Source organism: Streptomyces doebereineriae, assembly GCF_031845645.1.
GTDB lineage: Bacteria > Actinomycetota > Actinomycetes > Streptomycetales > Streptomycetaceae > Streptomyces > Streptomyces canus.
In genome coordinates this window covers 14,189-33,061 of record NZ_JAVREZ010000036.1, presented here as the reverse complement: position 1 = coordinate 33,061, position 18,873 = coordinate 14,189, and the positions used below count along the sequence as shown (strand labels likewise).

At 70.6% G+C, this 18,873-nt stretch carries 17 protein-coding genes and 1 pseudogene; 3 read left to right on the top strand and 15 right to left on the bottom strand.

Annotation, left to right across the window (positions count from 1 at the left end):
- Positions 1-12: 12 nt before the first annotated feature.
- From yajC to pgsA, 11 genes are all read right to left on the bottom strand, one after another.
- Positions 13-540, bottom strand: coding sequence for a preprotein translocase subunit YajC (yajC, locus tag RNB18_RS49165; protein ID WP_311720653.1), 528 nt, complete (start codon positions 538-540; stop codon positions 13-15).
- 174 nt (positions 541-714) lie between these two features.
- The gene (ruvB, locus tag RNB18_RS49160; RefSeq protein WP_059207947.1) at positions 715-1,785 is read right to left on the bottom strand and encodes a Holliday junction branch migration DNA helicase RuvB; all 1,071 of its coding nucleotides are present in this window, start codon (positions 1,783-1,785) and stop codon (positions 715-717) included.
- A gap of 25 nt (positions 1,786-1,810) precedes the next feature.
- Positions 1,811-2,416: a Holliday junction branch migration protein RuvA gene (gene ruvA / locus RNB18_RS49155; protein WP_311720652.1), complete on the bottom strand. Its 606-nt coding sequence runs from the start codon at positions 2,414-2,416 to the stop codon at positions 1,811-1,813.
- Positions 2,413-2,952 (bottom strand): crossover junction endodeoxyribonuclease RuvC, encoded by a 540-nt coding sequence (gene ruvC / locus RNB18_RS49150; RefSeq protein ID WP_311720677.1) that lies wholly within the window; start codon positions 2,950-2,952, stop codon positions 2,413-2,415. Before ruvC ends, ruvA begins: the two co-directional genes overlap by 4 nt.
- Positions 2,953-3,083: 131 nt before the next feature.
- Positions 3,084-3,836: a YebC/PmpR family DNA-binding transcriptional regulator gene (locus RNB18_RS49145; protein WP_057614183.1), complete on the bottom strand. Its 753-nt coding sequence runs from the start codon at positions 3,834-3,836 to the stop codon at positions 3,084-3,086.
- Between the two features lie 49 nt (positions 3,837-3,885).
- Positions 3,886-4,491: a pyridoxal 5'-phosphate synthase glutaminase subunit PdxT gene (gene pdxT / locus RNB18_RS49140; RefSeq protein WP_311720651.1), complete on the bottom strand. Its 606-nt coding sequence runs from the start codon at positions 4,489-4,491 to the stop codon at positions 3,886-3,888.
- A 6-nt stretch (positions 4,492-4,497) separates the two neighbouring features.
- Positions 4,498-5,403 (bottom strand): pyridoxal 5'-phosphate synthase lyase subunit PdxS, encoded by a 906-nt coding sequence (gene pdxS / locus RNB18_RS49135; protein ID WP_311720650.1) that lies wholly within the window; start codon positions 5,401-5,403, stop codon positions 4,498-4,500.
- 115 nt (positions 5,404-5,518) lie between these two features.
- On the bottom strand, positions 5,519-6,061 hold the full coding sequence (locus RNB18_RS49130) for a LemA family protein (protein WP_311720649.1): 543 nt from the start codon (positions 6,059-6,061) through the stop codon (positions 5,519-5,521).
- 473 nt (positions 6,062-6,534) lie between these two features.
- Positions 6,535-7,704, bottom strand: coding sequence for a glycosyltransferase family 4 protein (locus RNB18_RS49125; protein WP_311720648.1), 1,170 nt, complete (start codon positions 7,702-7,704; stop codon positions 6,535-6,537).
- Entirely contained in the window at positions 7,701-8,618 is a 918-nt protein-coding gene (locus tag RNB18_RS49120; RefSeq protein ID WP_311720647.1) for a phosphatidylinositol mannoside acyltransferase, read from the bottom strand. The genes RNB18_RS49125 and RNB18_RS49120 overlap by 4 nt, the downstream gene beginning before the upstream one ends.
- A complete protein-coding gene (pgsA, locus tag RNB18_RS49115) occupies positions 8,615-9,400 on the bottom strand; it encodes a phosphatidylinositol phosphate synthase (protein WP_311720646.1) in 786 nt (261 codons plus the stop codon). Before pgsA ends, RNB18_RS49120 begins: the two co-directional genes overlap by 4 nt.
- 273 nt (positions 9,401-9,673) lie before the next feature.
- On the opposite strand from pgsA, the gene RNB18_RS49110 reads away from it, so the two are divergent.
- Both RNB18_RS49110 and RNB18_RS49105 read left to right on the top strand, forming a co-directional pair.
- Positions 9,674-11,872, top strand: coding sequence for an elongation factor G-like protein EF-G2 (locus tag RNB18_RS49110; RefSeq protein ID WP_311720676.1), 2,199 nt, complete (start codon positions 9,674-9,676; stop codon positions 11,870-11,872).
- 269 nt (positions 11,873-12,141) lie between these two features.
- Positions 12,142-13,803, top strand: a complete 1,662-nt coding sequence (locus RNB18_RS49105; RefSeq protein ID WP_311720645.1) for a hypothetical protein — start codon at positions 12,142-12,144, stop codon at positions 13,801-13,803.
- A 39-nt stretch (positions 13,804-13,842) separates the two neighbouring features.
- Here the strand turns inward: RNB18_RS49105 and RNB18_RS49100 are convergent, their stop codons facing one another.
- A complete protein-coding gene (locus RNB18_RS49100; RefSeq protein ID WP_311720644.1) occupies positions 13,843-14,403 on the bottom strand; it encodes an HIT family protein in 561 nt (186 codons plus the stop codon).
- A gap of 146 nt (positions 14,404-14,549) precedes the next feature.
- On the opposite strand from RNB18_RS49100, the pseudogene RNB18_RS49095 reads away from it, so the two are divergent.
- Positions 14,550-14,941 (top strand): annotated as a pseudogene (locus tag RNB18_RS49095) (ion channel); the annotation flags it as partial.
- A 30-nt stretch (positions 14,942-14,971) separates the two neighbouring features.
- On the opposite strand, the gene thrS reads toward RNB18_RS49095, so the two are convergent.
- From thrS to RNB18_RS49080, 3 genes are all read right to left on the bottom strand, one after another.
- Entirely contained in the window at positions 14,972-16,948 is a 1,977-nt protein-coding gene (gene thrS / locus RNB18_RS49090) for a threonine--tRNA ligase (protein ID WP_311720643.1), read from the bottom strand.
- A 102-nt stretch (positions 16,949-17,050) separates the two neighbouring features.
- Positions 17,051-18,265 (bottom strand): hypothetical protein, encoded by a 1,215-nt coding sequence (locus tag RNB18_RS49085; RefSeq protein ID WP_311720642.1) that lies wholly within the window; start codon positions 18,263-18,265, stop codon positions 17,051-17,053.
- A complete protein-coding gene (locus RNB18_RS49080) occupies positions 18,262-18,828 on the bottom strand; it encodes a DUF4365 domain-containing protein (protein ID WP_057614194.1) in 567 nt (188 codons plus the stop codon). The genes RNB18_RS49085 and RNB18_RS49080 overlap by 4 nt, the downstream gene beginning before the upstream one ends.
- Between the last annotated feature and the right edge of the window lie 45 nt (positions 18,829-18,873).

The following is an 18,873-nucleotide window of genomic DNA, read 5'->3' as shown; positions in this document are numbered from 1 at the left end:
CCCGGAGTGCGACTACTTCGCCTCGGAGTCGCCGTCGGTCTTCTTCGGCTCGTCGTCCGACTTCGCCTCGGCTGTCTCGCTCTCGGCGTCGGCCTTGGCGGGCGCGTCGTCGGCGGGCTCCTCGGCCGTGTCCTTCTTACCGAGGTCGACGGACTTCTCGTCGGAGGCGGCGGCAGCTTCGTCGGCGGACTCGTCGGTCTCGGAGAGGGAGGAGGCGTCGTCCGGGACGACGTCGGAGTCGGACTTCAGGTCGTGCTCGATGCCGTGGACGATGCGGTTGTACTCGTCGTCGGTCAGGACGGCACCGATGGAGTTCTTCGCGAAGAGAAGATCGACGCCGGGAGCGGCGTCGAGGAGGACCGTGTCCTCGTTGACCTCCTTGACAGTGGCGTACATGCCCCCGATGGTGCGGACGCCGCTGCCGGGCTGCATGTCGTTCCGCATGCTCGCGGCCTGCTGCTGCTTCTTCTTGGCCGAGCGGGTCATCAGGAACATGGCCCCGATGAGCACGATGAACGGGAGGAGGGTCACGAGACTCACGGGTCGGTACTTCCTTCACGCGACCGCGAGATGAGCGGCCTGATGGTTGGGGGTATGTCTGCCGCCGACAAAGGCGGCATCGGCGGAGTCTAGGCGAGTCCGCGCGCAGTGAACAACGCTCAGCATGGCACCAGGGTTCCTGACCCGGCCAATGCCCGCGCCGTCACGATCTCGTCACGTCCCGAACAGGTCTTGTTGTCCGTTTCCTGTGGACGCCGAGCGGGGCGGGGTGAGGCCGAGATGCGCCCATGCGGCGGGAGTGGCGACCCGTCCGCGGGGCGTGCGGGCGAGGAGACCCTCGCGCACGAGGAAGGGTTCGGCCACCTCTTCGACGGTCTCGCGCTCCTCCCCCACCGCGACCGCGAGTGTGGACAGGCCGACCGGGCCGCCGCCGAAGAGCTTGAGCAGTGCCTCCAGGACTCCGCGGTCGAGGCGGTCGAGGCCGCGGGCGTCGACCTCGTAGACCTTGAGAGCTGCCGCGGCGATGTCGCGCGTGATGACTCCGTCGGCCCTGACCTGGGCGTAGTCCCGGACCCGGCGCAGCAGACGGTTGGCGATACGGGGCGTGCCGCGGGAGCGGCCCGCGATCTCGGCGGCGCCGTCGGAACCGATCTCGACGTCGAGCAGGTTGGCCGAGCGGTGGATGACGCGCTCCAGCTCGGCGGGTTCGTAGAACTCCATGTGCGCGGTGAAGCCGAAGCGGTCGCGCAGCGGAGGCGGCAGCAGGCCCGCGCGCGTGGTGGCGCCGACCAGCGTGAACGGGGGCAGCTCCAGCGGGATGGCGGTGGCGCCGGGGCCCTTGCCGACGATGACGTCGACGCGGAAGTCCTCCATCGCCATGTAGAGCATCTCCTCGGCGGGCCGCGACATGCGGTGGATCTCGTCGAGGAAGAGGACCTCGCCCTCCTGGAGGGAGGAGAGGATCGCCGCGAGGTCGCCGGCGTGCTGGATGGCGGGGCCGCTGGTGATCCGGATCGGGGCGTTCATCTCGGCCGCGATGATCATCGACAGGGTGGTCTTGCCGAGGCCGGGGGCGCCGGAGAGCAGCACGTGGTCGGCGGTGGCCCCCCGCGCGCGTGCCGCCCTGAGCACCAGGTCGAGCTGTTCGCGCACCTTCTCCTGGCCGATGAACTCGTCCAGGTCCTTGGGTCGCAGGGCGGCCTCCACCGCCTGGTCCTCACGGTCGGCGGACGCACCGACGAGCCGCTCGGAGGCGGTCGCGTCGGTGGTGTCGTCCCAGTTCATGTGGTGTGCCTCTGTGTCGGGTGGGTCAGCGGGCGCGGTTCAGGGTCTGGAGGGCCGCCTTCAGCAGCCGGCCGACCTGGGGCGTGCCCTCGGCGGCCTCTGCCTGCGGGGCGACGGCGGTGACGGCCTCGTCGGCCTCGCGCGTGGCGTATCCGAGGCCGATCAGGGCGGCGTGCAGCTGGTCGCGCCAGCCCTGGGTGACCGGGGCGCCGATCGCGGGCACGCCGATCGGCTCGCCCAGCCGGTCCTTCAGCTCCAGGAGCAGCTTCTGGGCGCCCTTCTTGCCGATGCCGGGCACGGCGATGAGCGCCTTCTCGTCCCCCGTGGCCACCGCTCGGCGCAGCGCGTCGGGCGAGTGCACCGCCAGCATGGACTGGGCCAGCCGCGGGCCGACTCCGCTCGCGGTCTGCAGCAGTTCGAAGACCTGGCGCTCGTCGTCGTCGACGAAGCCGTAGAGGGTGAGGGAGTCCTCCCGTACGACGAGGGAGGTGGCGAGCTTGGCCGGCTTGCCGAGGCGGAGCGTCGACAGCGTGTTCGGCGTGCATTGCACCGCCATGCCGACACCGCCGACCTCGAGCACGGCGGCGTCGGGAGCGAGTGCGGCGACCGTGCCGCTCACAAAGGCGATCATGCCGTACGGCCTTTCCGTGCTGTGGCTGCGTGCAGGGCGACGGCCTGCTGGAGTCGGTTCTGGGCGGGCGCGCGCCAGATGTGGCAGATGGCGAGCGCGAGGGCGTCGGCGGCGTCGGCAGGCTTGGGCGGGGCGTCGAGCCGCAGCAGGCGGGTGACCATGGCGCCGACCTGGGCCTTGTCGGCGCGTCCGCTGCCGGTGACGGCGGCCTTGACCTCGCTCGGGGTGTGCAGGGCGACGGGGATGCCGCGGCGGGCGGCACACAGCATCGCGACGGCACTGGCCTGGGCGGTGCCCATCACCGTACGGACGTTGTGCTGGCTGAACACCCGCTCCACGGCGACGTATTCGGGCCGGTGCTCGTCCAGCCACTGCTCGATGCCCTGCTCGACGGCGACGAGCCGCTGCCCCAACTCGGCGTCCGCGGGCGTGCGTACGACCCCGACGCCGATCATCGTGAGCGGCCGGCCGGCAACGCCTTCGACCACGCCGACACCGCACCGCGTCAGTCCGGGGTCCACCCCGAGTACGCGCACGCTCACCCCGCCCTTCGATCGCCTGTTTGTGCAGGCTATCGGGTGCCACCGACAACGACTCGCATCAACGCCCGGCAACGCGACGGGCCGACGGGGGTGTCCCGTCGGCCCGTTCGTAGCTGAGCGTCGGCTCAGGCGTCGACCTTCTCCATGACCTCGTCGCTCACGTCGAAGTTGGCGAAGACGTTCTGGACGTCGTCGCTGTCCTCGAGGGCGTCGATCAGCTTGAAGATCTTCTTGGCGCCTTCCTCGTCCAGCTCGACCTGCATGGTCGGGACGAAGTTGGCGTCGGCGGAGTCGTAGTCGATCCCGGCGTCCTGGAGGGCGGTGCGGACGGCGACCAGGTCGGTGGCCTCGCTGATGACCTCGAAGGACTCACCGAGGTCGTTGACTTCCTCGGCGCCCGCGTCCAGGACGGCACCGAGGACGTCGTCCTCGCCGAGCTCGCCCTTGGGGACGATGACAACGCCCTTGCGGTTGAAGAGGTACGACACCGAGCCCGGGTCGGCCATGGAGCCACCGTTGCGGGTCATGGCGACGCGGACGTCGGAGGCGGCGCGGTTGCGGTTGTCGGTGAGGCACTCGATGAGCACCGCGACGCCGTTCGGGCCGTAACCCTCGTACATGATCGTCTCGTAGTCGGCGCCACCGGCCTCGAGACCGCCTCCGCGCTTGACCGCGGAGTCGATGTTCTTGTTCGGGACCGACGACTTCTTGGCCTTCTGGATGGCGTCGTAGAGAGTCGGGTTGCCCTCGATGTCGACGCCGCCCATGCGGGCCGCGACCTCGATGTTCTTGATCAGCTTTGCGAAGAGCTTGCCGCGCTTGGCGTCAATCACGGCCTTCTTGTGCTTCGTCGTAGCCCATTTAGAGTGGCCGGACATCTGCCTGTCTCCTTCGCGTAACCCATCCAAACAACGAACGCCAGAGATCCTACAAGGACTCCGCCGCCCGGTTCGCGCGCACCATGTCGACGAACAGGGAGTGCACGCGGTGGTCGCCGGTCAGTTCCGGGTGGAACGACGTGGCGAGCGCGTTGCCCTGACGCACGGCGACGATGTGGCCTTCGTGCTCGGCGAGCACCTCGGCCTCGACGCCGACGGATTCGACCCAGGGGGCGCGGATGAAAACGCCCTCTACAGGATCGCCCTCGACGCCCTTAACGTCGACCGCCGCTTCGAAGGACTCGTTCTGACGTCCGAAGGCGTTGCGGCGCACGATCATGTCGATGCCGCCGATCGTCTCCTGGCCCGAGCGCGGGTCGAGGATCTTGTCGGCCAGCATGATCAAGCCCGCGCAGGTGCCGTAGACAGGCATTCCGGCACGCACACGCGCGCGGAGCGGCTCCATCACGCCGAACAGGACCGCCAGCTTGGAGATGGTGGTGGATTCGCCGCCGGGGATGACGAGGCCGTCCACCTCGGCGAGTTCGTCGGGGCGCCGCACCGGCCTGGCCACGGCGTCGGCCGCGGCCAGGGCAACGAGGTGCTCCCGGACGTCGCCCTGGAGGGCCAGGACGCCTATGACAGGAGTGCTCATGAGTGGTTACCAGCCGCGGTTGGCGTAGCGCTCGGTCTCGGGGAGGGTGTCGCAGTTGATGCCGACCATGGCCTCGCCGAGGTTGCGGGACGCGTCCGCGATGATCTTCGGGTCGTCGTAGAAGGTGGTGGCCTTCACGATGGCGGCGGCGCGCTTGGCCGGGTCGCCGGACTTGAAGATGCCGGAACCGACGAAGACACCCTCGGCGCCGAGCTGGCGCATCAGGGCGGCGTCGGCCGGGGTGGCCACGCCACCGGCGGAGAACAGCACGACCGGGAGCTTGCCGAGTTCGGCGACCTCGCGCACGATCTCGTACGGGGCGCGCAGCTCCTTGGCGGCGGCGTACAGCTCGTTGTTGTCGTAGCCGCGCAGGCGGGCGATCTCGTTCTTGATCTGGCGCAGGTGGCGGACGGCCTCGACGACGTTGCCGGTGCCGGCCTCGCCCTTGGAGCGGATCATGGCCGCGCCCTCGGCGATCCGGCGCAGGGCCTCGCCCAGGTTGGTGGCACCGCAGACGAAGGGGGTCGTGAAGGCCCACTTGTCGGAGTGGTTGACCTCGTCGGCCGGGGTGAGGACCTCGGACTCGTCGATGTAGTCCACGCCGAGGGACTGCAGGACCTGGGCCTCGACGAAGTGGCCGATGCGGGACTTGGCCATGACCGGGATCGAGACGGCCTCGATGATCTCTTCGATCATGTTCGGGTCCGACATGCGGGCCACGCCGCCGTCCTTGCGGATGTCGGCCGGAACCCGCTCCAGGGCCATGACGGCCACGGCGCCCGCGTCCTCGGCGATCTTCGCCTGCTCGGCGTTGACGACGTCCATGATCACGCCGCCCTTGAGCTGCTCCGCCATGCCGCGCTTCACGCGTGCGGTGCCGGTCTCGGGAGCCTGGTTCTCGGTGCTGGACACGGGTTGACCTCGCTGAAGTGAAAGGGACTGCTGCAGCACCGAGGAAACGGCACCGGACCAGGCCACTGCAAGGGCCAATGGAGAGGCGGTGGATCGTTTTGGTGCGGCCCTGGTCCTAGGCTGCCCGGTCGACCAAGGCCGCGGGCGGCTCGTCGTCCATCTCGTAGGCCATCGGGAAGGGGGCGTGACCGGCCAGGCGGAACCAGCGGACCTTGCGGTGCTGGCGGAGGCGGCGGGCGGCGCCGACCGCGTCGTTGTGGAAGCGGCGAGCCATCGGGACCCGTCGTACGGCCTCGGTGAGTTCGTGGGCCGCCGCCTCTCCCCCGGGCGCCTCGCGGACCGCCTCGACCTGGGCCGGCTCCGCGAACACGGCCCGCAAGGCCTGGCTCAGGTCGCTCTCGGCGACCTCCCGCTGCTCCTCCTCGGCCTGCCGGGCGGCGTGCGCGGCCTCGTACAGGACGATCGACGCGGCCGGGTCGAGCACGCCCGAGGTGGCCAGCTCCTGGGCCACGGAGGCACGGCGGAGCAACTGCGCGTCCAGGCCCGCGCGCGTGGCGTCGATCCTGGCGTGCAGCCGGTCGAGACGGCCCGCGGTCCAGCTCAGATAAAGGCCGATCGCGACGAGCGCGACGAGAATCCAGATGAGGGTGGGAGTCACGGGCAGCAAGGCTATCGGGGCGGGTTCGGGCGGTGCGGGCCAGGCACGGAACGGACACACGCGGCCGGCATGAGGGCCCGCCCGGGGGTATGCCTCACCGGCGCGAGATCGGTCGGCGTGAGGTGGGGGCGGCGGGGCACCGGCTGGGGCGGGCGAGGCGGCCCGGGGGGCGGGCCCATCGCCGGCGAGCCCGGACCGGGGCGCGGGGAGTCGCCGGTCCCGGGCAGCCGCGGCAGCGTTGGCCGCACCGTCTCAGTCGCGGGCGAGTCGCCGGTCCCGGGCAGCCGCAGCAGCGTCGGTCGCACGTCGCCCGTAAGCCCCCGCCAGCCCCGGCCCCAGCCGCGCCCATCGCCCGCGCGGCGACCGGTCGCGGGCGAGTCGCCGAGCCCGGGCAGCTTCGGCTGCGTCGGTCGCACCGTCGCCCTTAAGCCCCCCAGCCCCAGCCCCAGCCGCGCCCGACGCCCGCGCGGCGATCAGTCGCGGGCGAGTCCGAGCCGGGCCCGCAGTCCCGGGCCGCGGTCGACGTCCGCCGCGGCCACCGCCGCGGCGCCCGACGTGACCGTCTCGTAGACCGACAGGATGTCCGCCCCGACGGTCGACCAGTCGAACCGCCGGACGTGCGCTCTGCCGCGCTCTCGCAGTTCGGTCAGCCTCGCCGGGTCCCCGAGGAGCCGTAGCGCCGCCGCCGCCAGCGCGTCCGCGTCCTCGTTGGCGAAGAGTTCGCCCGCCGCGCCGTGGTCGAGGACCTGGGCGAAGGCGTCGAGGTCGGAGGCGAGCACCGGGGCGCCCGCCGACATGGCCTCGACGAGGATGATCCCGAAGCTCTCGCCGCCGGTGTTGGGGGCGACGTACAGGTCGACGCTGCGCAGGAAGCGGGCCTTGTCGACGTCGCTGACCATGCCGAGGAACTCCACGCGGGCGCGCAGCTCCTCGGGGAGCGACTCCACCGCCTCCTCCTCGTCGCCGCGCCCGGCCACCAGCAGCCGGGTCCGCGGACGCTCGGCGAGGATCTTCGGCAGGGCCTTCATCAGCACCGGCAGGCCCTTGCGCGGCTCGTCGATGCGCCCCATGAAGCCGATCGTGTCGCCCTGCCACTCGGGCTTCGGCTCGGCCTTGGCGAAGAAGTCGACGTCCACGCCGTTCGGGATCACCACCGCGTCCCCGCCGAGGTGCTCGACGAGCGTGCGGCGGGCGTACTCGCTCACGGCGATCCGGGCGCTGATCTTCTCCAGGGCGGCCTGAAGGATCGAGTACGCGGCGACCATGACCCGGGAGCGCGGGTTCGAGGTGTGGAAGGTGGCGACGATCGGGCCCTGCGCGGCCCAGCAGGTCAGCAGGCCGAGCGACGGCGAGGACGGCTCATGGATGTGGACCACGTCGAACTCGCCGTCGTGCAACCAGCGGCGCACCCGTGCCGCCGACAGGAAGCCGAAGCTCAGGCGGGCCACCGAGCCGTTGTACGGCACCGGAACCGCGCGGCCGGCCGAGACGACGTACGGCGGCAGCGGGGTGTCGTCGTCGGCCGGGGCGAGGACGGACACCTCGTGGCCGAGGCGGATGAAGTACTCGGCGAGATCGCGGATGTGGAACTGGACGCCACCCGGCACATCCCAGGAGTACGGGCAGACGATGCCGATTCTCACGGGCGGGCCCCGTCCGACGGGCGGGGCTCGAGGTCCTTCAGCCACAAGCGCTGCAGCATGTGCCAGTCCTCCGGGTGGTCGGCGATCCCTGTGGCGAAGGCATCGGCCAGCGCCTGTGCCATGACAGACGTCTTTTCGGCCCGCGTACCTGTCTCGGGCACCTCGACCGGGGGATGCACCCTTCCCCGCATGACGGGCGAGTCGTCGTACCAGAGTGTCACCGGCAGCAGCAGCGCGCCCGTCTGCTGGGCCAGCAGGGCCGGGCCCGCGGGGATGCGGGTCGCCTCGCCGAAGAACCGCACCTCGACCCCGGACGACGAGAGGTCGCGCTCGGCGACCAGACAGACCAGGCCGCCGTCACGCAGCCGCCGGGCCAGCGTGCCGAAGGCGGTGCCGCCGCTGTGCGGGAGGACCTCCATCCCGAGGCCCTCGCGGTAGGCGACGAAACGGTCGTACAGCGTCTCCGGCCTGAGCCGCTCGGCGACCGTCGTGAACGGTGTCTCCAGCTTGGTGGTGACCCAGGCGCCGGCGAGGTCCCAGTTGGCCATGTGCGGCAGCGCGAGAATGACGCCCTTGCCGGCCGCAAGCCCCTCGGTCAGATAGTGGAGGTCCTTCGGGTCGAAGCCGCCCCTTATGCGGTCCTTGCTCCAGGCGGGCAGCCGGAAGGATTCCATCCAGTAGCGCAGATACGAGCGCATGCCCGCGCGCGAGAGCTCGGCGAGGCGCTCGGGGCTCGCGTCGGGCACCACGCGCGCGTAGTTGCTCTCCAGTCGGAGCACGCCCTTGCCACGCTGTTTCCAGGCCAGGTCGGCGATGCTCCGGCCGAGGCGCACGGCGACGGGCTCGGGGAGTTTCTTGACCACGCCCCAGCCGAGACCGTACAGCGAGTCCGTCAGCCGCTCCTGGGCGCTCACTTCGCGGCCTCGCTCCCCTGCTCCTGCGAATTCTGCTTCTCCTCGACGGCGGCCGACTCGGCGTCCCCCGAACCGGCTCCGTCCGAACCCACGCCATCCCGCCCGGCGGCGTCCGACTCCGCCGCTCCCGGCTCGACAGCGCCCGGCTCGGCGGCCTCGGCCTCCGCCGACTCCCGGCGGACCGTGACGACCCGCTGGATCAGCGTGACCAGGCTGCCGACGGCGACGATCCACAGCGCGATCGGCAGCAGGTACTGGATACCCGGCACACCGAACTTGTGCAGGCCCGCGAATCCGGCCGCGACCAGTGAGATGACCAGCCGCTCGGCGCGCTCGACGAGGCCGTTGACGGCGACCGGCAGCCCGATCGACTCGCCACGGGCCTTCGTGTACGACACCACCTGGCCGCTGGCCAGGCAGAAGATGGAGACCGCGCACAGCGCGATGTCGTCGCCGCCCCCGGCGTACCAGAGGGCGAAGCCTCCGAAGATCGCGCCGTCGGCGACGCGGTCGAGGGTGGAGTCGAGGAAGGCGCCCCAGCGGCTGGAGCGGCCGAGCTGGCGGGCCATGTTGCCGTCGACGAGGTCGGAGAACACGAAGAGCGTGATCACGACCGTGCCCCAGAAGAACTCGCCCATGGGGTAGAAGACCAGCGCGCCCGCGACCACTCCGGCGGTACCGAGGAGCGTGACCGTGTCGGGGCTGACGCCCCTTCTGATCAGAAATGTGGCGAACGGCGTGAGAACACGCGTGAAGAATGCACGCGCGTACTTGTTCAGCATGGCCTTCCCGACGGTCGGTGTGGCCGGCTCGGCCCCTGCTGGCCACCGGCTGGCCCATCGTAGCCACGCGCGCGTGTGGGCGACGGCCGGGCACCCGGAGCCCGTGTCACGGGCCCGCGGCATCCCGGTCACGGCGCGATCGCGTCCGTCGTATGGACGCACCGTGACGGGAGTGGAAAGCTCGAAGGACCGCGGGCGTCACCGGAGCCGCACCGCACGCGGGTCCGCATGTCCGCGCCCAAAGAGACCTCACCGTGCACGGGAGGCAAGGCCATGGGCGACAAGGCGAACGCACACCCCGGAGCCGCCGGCAGGGCAACAGCGGCCGACCACCCCGCGTCCGTACGGAATGTGGTGCTGGTCGGCCACTCCGGTTCGGGCAAGACGACATTGGTGGAAGCTCTCGCGTTGACCGCGGGGGCAGTGAACCGGGCGGGCCGCGTGGAGGACGGCGGCACCGTCTCCGACTACGACGAGATCGAGCACCGGCAGCAGCGCTCGGTGCAGCTCTCCCTGGTACCCGTCGAATGGGACGGGTACAAGATCAACCTTCTGGACACTCCCGGATACGCCGACTTCGTCGGGGAACTCAGGGCCGGTCTGCGAGCGGCGGACGCGGCCCTTTTCGTCGTCTCGGCCTCGGACGGGGTGGACGGCTCCACACGCATGGTGTGGGAGGAGTGCGCGGCCGTAGGCATGCCCCGGGCGATCGTCGTCACGCACTTGGAGGCCGCCCGGGCGGACTTCGAGGAGATGACGCGGATCTGCGCGGAGGCCTTCGGCGGCGACGACCCCGACGCCGTACTCCCGCTCTATCTGCCGCTGCACGGCCCGCAGGGGCCCGACGGGCACGCGCCCGTGACCGGGCTGACCGGTCTGCTGTCGCAGAAGCTGTTCGACTACTCGTCCGGGGAGCGCAAGGAGGCAGAGCCGGGCGAGGACCTGCTGCCGGGCATCGAGGAGGCCCGCAACCGGCTGATCGAGGGGATCATCTCGGAGAGCGAGGACGAGACCCTCATGGACCGCTACCTCGGCGGCGAGGAGATCGACTTCAAGACGCTCGTGGAGGACCTGGAGCGGGCCGTCGCGCGCGGGGTGTTCCACCCTGTCCTGGCCGCCGCCCCCGCATCCGACGGGGCCCGGCAGGGGCTCGGCACGGTCGAGCTCCTCGAGCTGGTCACCGGCGGTTTCCCGACGCCGTTCGAGCACCCCACGCCGGGCGTCACGACGATCGACGGCAAGCCGCGCGAGATCAAGGCGTGCGACACCGAGGGGCCGCTGGTCGCGGAGGTCGTGAAGACCGCCTCCGATCCGTACGTCGGCCGGATCTCGCTGGTGCGGGTCTTCTCCGGCACCCTGCGACCGGACGCGACGGTCCATGTGTCCGGTCACGGTCTCGCCGACCGCGGGCACGAGGACCACGACGTCGACGAACGCATCGGCGCGCTGTCCGCCCCCTTCGGCAAACAGCAGCGCTCCCTCACGCACTGCATCGCGGGCGACCTGGCGTGCGTGGCGAAGCTGAGCCGGGCGGAGACCGGCGACACCCTCTCGGCCAAGGACGACCCGCTGCTCATGGAGCCGTGGGAGATGCCCGACCCGCTGTTGCCGCTCGCCATCCAGGCGCACAGCAAGGCGGACGAGGACAAGCTCTCGCAGGGCCTCTCCCGGCTGGTCGCCGAGGACCCGACCATGCGCCTCGAACAGAACCAGGACACCCACCAAGTCGTCCTGTGGTGCCTGGGCGAGGCGCACGCCGACGTGGCACTGGAGCGACTGCGCAGCCGCTACGGCGTGCAGGTGGACGTCGTACCGCACCGGGTCTCCCTGCGCGAGACGTTCGCGGACAAGTCGACCGGGCGCGGGCGCCATGTGAAGCAGTCCGGCGGGCACGGGCAGTTCGCCATCTGCGAGATCGAGGTGGAGCCGCTGCCCGGTGGCTCGGGCATCGAGTTCGTGGACAAGGTCGTCGGTGGCGCGGTGCCACGGCAGTTCATCCCGTCCGTGGAGAAGGGCGTACGGGCACAGGCGACGAGGGGAGTCGCCTCCGGCCATCAGCTCATCGACGTCCGGGTGACGCTGCTGGACGGCAAGGCGCACTCCGTGGACTCCTCGGACGCCGCGTTCCAGACGGCCGGGGCACTGGCCCTCAGGGAGGCCGCGGTCGACGCGAGGATCCACCTGCTGGAGCCGGTCGCCGAGGTGTCGGTGCTGGTCGGCGACGACTACGTGGGTGCCGTGATGAGCGACCTTTCCGGGCGGCGCGGCCGGGTGCTCGGCACCGAGCAGACCAACGGCGGGCGCACGCTGATCAAGGCCGAGGTGCCCGAGATCGAGATCGGGCGGTACGCGGTGGACCTCAGGTCCCTGTCGCACGGCACCGCGCGCTTCAGTCGGTCCTACGCACGGCACGAGCCCATGCCGCCGCAGATCGCAGAGAGGATCCGTGAAGAGGCGCGCGTCGCCTCCTAGTTGGCGCCGGGCCACGGGCAAGTGGCCGTCGGTGCCGCACACGCGGTCGCCGGCGCCGTACAAGTGGCCTCCGGGGCCGCGCACATGGCGTTCCGCGCCCCACAAGTGAGGTTTGTGGAACGCTTCCCTCCGAATCGGCGGGCGGCTTCGGCCGTCCGCCGACGAATGTCAGCACCTACGGATACGCTGATGACCTGATCAACAGGTGTGCGAAGCAAGGAAGTCGGGAAAGCCGCAGTGGGTGACACCAGCGGCGATCGGGGGCGGGAATGACCGTTGACGGCGGTTACGCGGACTTCTTCGGTCCGCAGGTGCCGCGCACGGGCGACGAGGCGCAGACGGCGACGTTCGCCCTGGCCTCGGCGGCCTATCGGGACAATCCGGTGGAGGAGATCCTCAAGACCAACAACGAGTTGCACCAGTCGGTTGTCAAGGGCGGCCGCAGCTGGGCGAAGATCTTCCGCCCCAACCTGGGCGAGGCCTTCTCCACGGCGGTGATCACCCGCATGCTCGGCAAGGGCCGCAAGCCCCTCATCCAGTCCTTCGGCGCCGAGCCGCAGGTCGTGGTCGAGCACTGCCTCGCGGCGAACAACATCCGCCGGGACCGGGACAACTGGCTGACCGCCGTGATGGTGCTGTGCGGTGTGCTCTTCCTGCCTGGGCTCCTCGTCTGGCTGCTGGTCTTCACGCTGCGCACCACCATCGCCAGGCGCGAGGACAAGCAGGCCGGAGCGCTCGGCACCGCGCTGCTCGTCGCGATGGGCGCGCTCGCCGTGCTCTTCCTGATCAAGATGCCGTTCGGAGGGTTCTGGGGCTGGTACGCACGCGCGTGCGTGGTCCTCCCCGTCGTCGGCTGGTTCTGGGCCAAGCAGATCTGCGAGCGTACGGCGCAGGATCTGCGGGGCCGCTGGGAGAGCCTGCTGGCAGGCAGCAGTGTCGGCGCCAAGGTGCCCGAGGCGGTGCCGAGCAACCCCGGCGAGACCGCGGCCGAGCAGCTGCGCCAGTCCCTGGCGATGCTCAGCGCCGAGCAGCAGTCCAACTCCGTCTTCTACGCCGGTCCCAAGGGGATACTCGGCATGGGCACCCGGTGGGGCAGTTGGCAGCTCGCCGAGGACCTGGTGTCGGCCGACCCGACAAGGGAGATCCATCCCTTCCGCAGCTGGGACGTCGTCCGCGCCATCCACGACAAGCTGCGCATGCTGGAACGCAACACCATCAACACCGGTGGCTTCCCGAAGCCGTCCGTACGCCACTGGATCGTCACCCCTATCGCGGAGGGCGCGAAGGAGGTGTCCCGGCCCGGGGGCACGGACGTGGACGCCTACCAGGTCAAGACCCACGCGATACAGGACATCTGCAACAAGCAGCAGTTCGGCGGCGGCGACCGGCACTACCTGGGCGTCCAGTGGACGCTATGGGAGGGGCAGCTGGTCCTCACCATGCTGATCACGGTGACCGTGCTGCACGAGACGCTGCGCATCGAGGTCACCGGACACGCTCTGGGGCCCGTGCACGGGCTGTTCACCTCGAAACCGGCGGCCAAGGAGAAGGAAGTCGCCAAGCAGCTCAGGTTCTGGGAGACCAAGAAGATCAAGCTCCCGCTGGTCGACGCGGACGAGGTGGTCCGCCTCACCGCCCGGGCGCCCCTGACCCGCTACCCCCCGCTGCTCAACTGGCTCGGCGGCTCGCTCGCCCTTCCCGAGCCCTTCGGTCTGCGGCACGCCTGGGCGGACCGGCCGTGGCGGCACCGCTTCATGGCCGACGACGCGCTGCGCGCCGCGACCCCGGTACTGAGGGTCGTGCACTCCGCGGCGATCCGGGTCCTGTCGGACAACGGCGTGGACACGGAGAAGTTCGGCACGCGGGCGGGCTTCCTGAGCACGCAGGTCCAGGACGTGTCACCGCGAAAGGCGGACGTGTACGACGCGTAGGTGCGAGGAGGGGGCCGCGCATTCGCCGGCCCCCTTGCGTCACGCGCTGGGCCAGGCCTCCGCCAGCATCTTGCGGGTGTCGCCCAGCAGCTGCGGCAGCACCTTCGTGTGGCCGACGACCGGCATGAAGTTCGTGTCGCCGCCCCAGCGCGGGACGATGTGCTGGTGGAGGTGGGCGGCGATGCCGGCCCCGGCGACCGTCCCCTGGTTCATGCCGATGTTGAAGCCGTGCGCCCCGGAGGCCGCCCGCAGGGCCGTCATCGCCTGCTTGGTCAGCGCGGCCAGCTCAGCGGTCTCCGGCTCGGTGAGGTCGGTGTAGTCGGCCACATGACGGTAGGGCACGACCATCAGGTGGCCGCCGGTGTAGGGGTAGAGGTTGAGCACCGCGTACACCAGCCGGCCGCGCCGGACGATCAGGCCGTCCTCGTCGGATTTGGCCGGAATCGAGCAGAAGGGGCAGCCGTCGTCGGCACCCGGGCCGGTCGGCTTGTTCTCGCCCTGGATGTAGGCCATCCGGTGGGGGGTCCACAGACGCTGGAACGCGTCCTGCGTCCCCACTCCCAACTGCTGCTCCGGCTCACTCGTCATGCAGTGCAGCATATGACTTCGCCCGTTCGCGCCGTGTCGGCGGGGTTGTGGGAAAAGCAGCCCGGGTCAAGGGGGACGACGGGTGGACGACGAAACCCGCGGAGCCGACAGCGGGGACACCGACGGGACCGACGACACCGACGCCCACGCCCCCGGCAGCCGCCTGGGCGCTGTTCGCCGTCGACTACGCGGTGCGCCGGCGCCTGAGCGGGCAGCGCCTGCGCTTCGTACGGACGCACGTGCTGGACACCGTGGTGCTGTTCTTGCCGCTGCTGCGCCCGCTCAGGGTCGTGAAGCTGTACGAGACGGTGCAGCGCCGGCACGGACGGCCCCGGCTCGCCCTGCACGCGCGCGTGATCGTGTACGCCGGTCTGGCGGCCCTTCTGCTGGCTTCACCGGTGCCCTCGCCGTCTACCAGCAGGAACACGACGCGCCCGGTGCGACCATCCGCACCGGGCCGGCCCTGCTCGGCGCGATGACTGGGACCTTCGCCTCCTGGCTGCTCCAGGTGTTCGCGCGGGAGGACGACGAAAGGCCCCCGGGAAGCTGAGCCTCCCGGGGGCCTCGCGCACAACAGGTGTCAGACCTGCGCCCGCTCCTCCACGACCTTGACGATCTTCGCGATGGCCTCGTCGAACGGGATGCCGTTCTCCTGCGAGCCGTCGCGGTAGCGGAAGGACACCGAACCGCCCGACATGTCCTCGTCGCCCGCGATGACCATGAAGGGCACCTTCTGCTTCTGGGCGTTGCGGATCTTCTTCTGCATCCGGTCCGAGGAGGAGTCGACGTCGACCCGCAGCCCCTGCTTCTTGGCGGCCGCGGCGAACTTCTCCAGGTACTCGACGTGCGCGTCACCGATCGGGATGCCGACCGCCTGGACCGGGGCCAGCCACGCCGGGAAGGCGCCCGCGTAGTGCTCCAGGAGCACGGCGAAGAACCGCTCGATGGAGCCGAACAGCGCACGGTGGATCATGACCGGACGCTGCTTGGAGCCGTCCGGCGAGGTGTACTCCAGCTCGAAGCGCTCCGGCAGGTTGAAGTCCAGCTGGATCGTCGACATCTGCCAGGTGCGGCCGATGGCGTCCTTGGTCTGGACGGAGATCTTCGGGCCGTAGAAGGCGGCGCCGCCCGGGTCCGGGACCAGGGGCAGCCCCTGCTTCTCGGCGACCTGGCGCAGCGTCTCCGTGGCCTCTTCCCAGACCTCGTCCGAGCCGACGAACTTCTCCGGATCCTTGGTGGACAGCTCCAGGTAGAAGTCGGTCAGGCCGTAGTCGCGCAGCAGGCCGAGGACGAAGGTGAGCGTCTTGTCGAGCTCCTCCGACATCTGCTCACGGGTGCAGTAGATGTGCGCGTCGTCCTGCGTGAAGCCACGCGCGCGCGTGAGGCCGTGTACGACGCCCGACTTCTCGTACCGGTACACGGTCCCGAACTCGAAGAGGCGCAGCGGCAGTTCACGGTACGAGCGGCCGCGCGCGTCGAAGATCAGGTTGTGCATCGGGCAGTTCATGGGCTTGAGGTAGTAGTCCACGCCCTCGTCGAGCTGCATGGGCGGGTACATGCCGTCGGCGTACCAGTCCAGGTGCCCGGACTGCTCGAAGAGCTTCCCTTTCGTCGCGTGCGGGGTGTAGACGAACTCGTAGCCCTCCTCCTCGTGGCGGCGGCGCGAGTAGTCCTCCATCACGCGGCGGATGATGCCGCCCTTGGGGTGGAACACGGCGAGGCCGGATCCGATCTGCTCCGGGATGGAGAACAGGTCGAGCTCGGAGCCCAGCTTGCGGTGGTCGCGCTTCTCGGCCTCGGCGAGGAAGTCGAGGTGCGCCTTCAGCTCGTCCTTGGTCGGCCACGCGGTGCCGTAGATGCGCTGGAGCATCGGGTTCTTCTCGCTGCCGCGCCAGTAGGCGGCCGCGTTGCGCATCAGCTTGAACGCCGGGATGTTCCGGGTGGAGGGCAGGTGGGGACCGCGGCAGAGGTCCTTCCAGCACAGGTCGCCGGTCTTGGCGTCCAGGTTGTCGTAGATCGTCAGCTCACCGGCGCCGACCTCGACGTCCGCTCCGTCGTCCGTGGAGGCGGAGCCCTTGATGCCGATCAGCTCCAGCTTGTACGGCTCGGACGCCAGCTCCTCGCGAGCCGCTTCGTCGGTCACCACCCGGCGGGAGAACTTCTGCCCCCGCTTCTGGATCTCCTGCATCTTCTTCTCGATGGCCTTGAGATCCTCGGGCGTGAACGGCTTCTCTACGTCGAAGTCGTAGTAGAAGCCGTCCTTGACCGGCGGGCCGATGCCCAGCTTGGCCTCGGGGAAGAGCTCCTGCACGGCCTGCGCCATCACGTGCGCGGTGGAGTGGCGCAGGATGTTGAGACCGTCCTCGGACGAGATCTCCACGGGCTCCACGACCTCGCCCTCGGCGGGCACGTACGCGAGGTCCTTGAGCTCGCCGCCCACCCGCGCGGCGATGATCGAGCGCTCGCCGGCGAAGAGCTCGGCGGCCGTAGTGCCCGTCGTCACCACGCGTTCGTCCCGCTCGGAATCGCGTTGGATGATCACACGGACGTCTGACACCGGTCTCTCCTGACTGAAGGTGGGTGCGGCGCCATACCGGGAGCGCGCGCAATAGGGGATCGTACCGACCCCGCCCCCACCTCCGCGAAATCAGTCCCGGTCTCAGTCCCCTCCGCAGGCCTCCTCGAAGAAGTCGAGATTCTCCTGGAGGGACTTCATCAGCCGGTCCCGCTCGGCCTCGTCCACCTGTACGGGCACGACCCCGGTGGCCCCGGTGAGCCGACGGAAGCCACCGCGGCTCTCCAGCCTGCCGTGCACCCGCACCGGCAGTCCGACGAGATGGGCGTGCCCGGCGATCCGGTACGCCTCCTCGTCCAGGGTCAGCCGGAGGTGCGGGATCTCGGCGCCGGCGATCACCCGCAGCCGTACCGATCCGTCCCCGCGCGGCCCCGACCTGCGCATCCGCACCACGGTGCCGGTGATCCGCACCGGGACGGAGGGCTCCTCGCGCAGGAAGCGGGCCCCGGCCTCGCGCAGCGCGGGCAGGTCGCCGGGCGAGAACTCCACGGCCTCGGACGACGCCGCGCACCCTTCGGGGACCCCGGCCGCGGGCGCCCACTCGACGGCGATCCGCGCGCCCTCCGTGCCGCGTACCAGTGCGATCAGCGCCTCGGTCAGCTCACGGCTGACGCCCGCCTCGACGGCCCCGTCGAAGGCGTCCATGCCACCGGTGGCCCGCTGGTAGTCGATGGCCTCGCGGGTGGCGTAGAGGGCCTGGTGGAGGCGGACGGCGAGGGGGCGGGTGGTGCCGACGGGCACGAAGGCGGTGAGCCGGCGGCCACCGGCGGCCGAGCCGACCAGGACGTTCTCCAAGGACGCGGCCGCCGTACGGCGATGACGGGCGCCGTAGTAGCCGGCACGCGCGCGTGTGGCGAGCGCGCCGGCCAGCAGGGTCTGGCGGGCGGCGCCGCGCAGGTGCTCCTCGACGGTCCAGGACGTGGCGTCGGCGGGTCCGGTCGGCACGTCCCGCCACCAGCGGATCTCGTCGCTGGGCACGGCGAGGCCGACGAGCACCTCGCGCGCGGAGGGCGTGCCGCTGCGGGAGAGGGCGACCAGGGCCTCGCCGAGGAGGTCCTCGCTGTCGGGGAAGGCGCGGCTCTCGGGCACGAGCAGGCTGGTGCCGCTCGCGCCCGGCCCCGGTGGCGTCCAGCGGCCGTAGCGGCCTGGGGCGCCGCCGCGCCGCTGCCAGCCGTGTCGGTGCAGCAGGGCGCTCAGGACGGCCGGGTCGACCTCTTCGGGGGTCGGCGAACGGTCCCAGTGGGCCTCCGGGTGGGGCCGTACCGCACGCAGTGGTTCCTCCAGCGGGCGGTGGGTCATGGTCTGCCTCCCGTCCCGACCCGCGTCATGATCTCGCACAGCGCCCGGTCGTCGAAGATGCGGTTGGTGGGGATCCGCACGGTGGTCCGGGTCCGGCCGGTGATCGCGTGGCCGGCCAGGTTGACCCAGTAGCAGCAGTGTCTGAGGTCCAGGCGGTCGTGGCCGGCGCGCAGCCAGTCGTCCTGGGTTCGCGGCACGAGCATGACCACCAGGATCTTGTGCACCGACACCGGCGTGCGGGCGAGTTTGCGCAGATGGTCGTTGTCGAGCGTGAAGGAGAAGAAGCGGCCCGGTGGGTTGGGCGCGACTTGGTAGGTGCACTTGAGCTGCACCTTGATGGTGACCTCGTCGTCGACGGTGTGTCCGGGCGAGCCGTGACTGACGTGCCAGTCGATGCCGTTGTCCGGAAAGGGTTGCGACAACGAGCAGCCGGCCGCCGCCGCGACGGCGTGCAGATAGCCCACCTGCAGTGTCTCCATGCAGGCGGTGGTGGCGAGCGTGCCGCGAAGAGGGCCCGTGCGTTCGGGCAGCAGCCCGCCCCGCTCGGGCTGCGCTATCGCCATGACCAACAGCCTTCCAAGCCAAGTGACATGCCCACACATGGGCCA

Bases quoted from the DNA above. Each gene is read 5' to 3' on its own strand.
- ruvB (WP_059207947.1), bottom strand. From the start codon at position 1,785: ATGAACTGGGACGACACCACCGACGCGACCGCCTCCGAGCGGCTCGTC.
- ruvA (WP_311720652.1), bottom strand. From the start codon at position 2,416: ATGATCGCCTTTGTGAGCGGCACGGTCGCCGCACTCGCTCCCGACGCC.
- RNB18_RS49145 (WP_057614183.1), bottom strand. From the start codon at position 3,836: ATGTCCGGCCACTCTAAATGGGCTACGACGAAGCACAAGAAGGCCGTG.
- pdxT (WP_311720651.1), bottom strand. From the start codon at position 4,491: ATGAGCACTCCTGTCATAGGCGTCCTGGCCCTCCAGGGCGACGTCCGG.
- pgsA (WP_311720646.1), bottom strand. From the start codon at position 9,400: ATGCTGAACAAGTACGCGCGTGCATTCTTCACGCGTGTTCTCACGCCG.
- RNB18_RS49110 (WP_311720676.1), top strand. From the start codon at position 9,674: ATGGGCGACAAGGCGAACGCACACCCCGGAGCCGCCGGCAGGGCAACA.
- RNB18_RS49105 (WP_311720645.1), top strand. From the start codon at position 12,142: ATGACCGTTGACGGCGGTTACGCGGACTTCTTCGGTCCGCAGGTGCCG.
- RNB18_RS49100 (WP_311720644.1), bottom strand. From the start codon at position 14,403: ATGCTGCACTGCATGACGAGTGAGCCGGAGCAGCAGTTGGGAGTGGGG.
- RNB18_RS49085 (WP_311720642.1), bottom strand. From the start codon at position 18,265: ATGACCCACCGCCCGCTGGAGGAACCACTGCGTGCGGTACGGCCCCAC.
- RNB18_RS49080 (WP_057614194.1), bottom strand. From the start codon at position 18,828: ATGGCGATAGCGCAGCCCGAGCGGGGCGGGCTGCTGCCCGAACGCACG.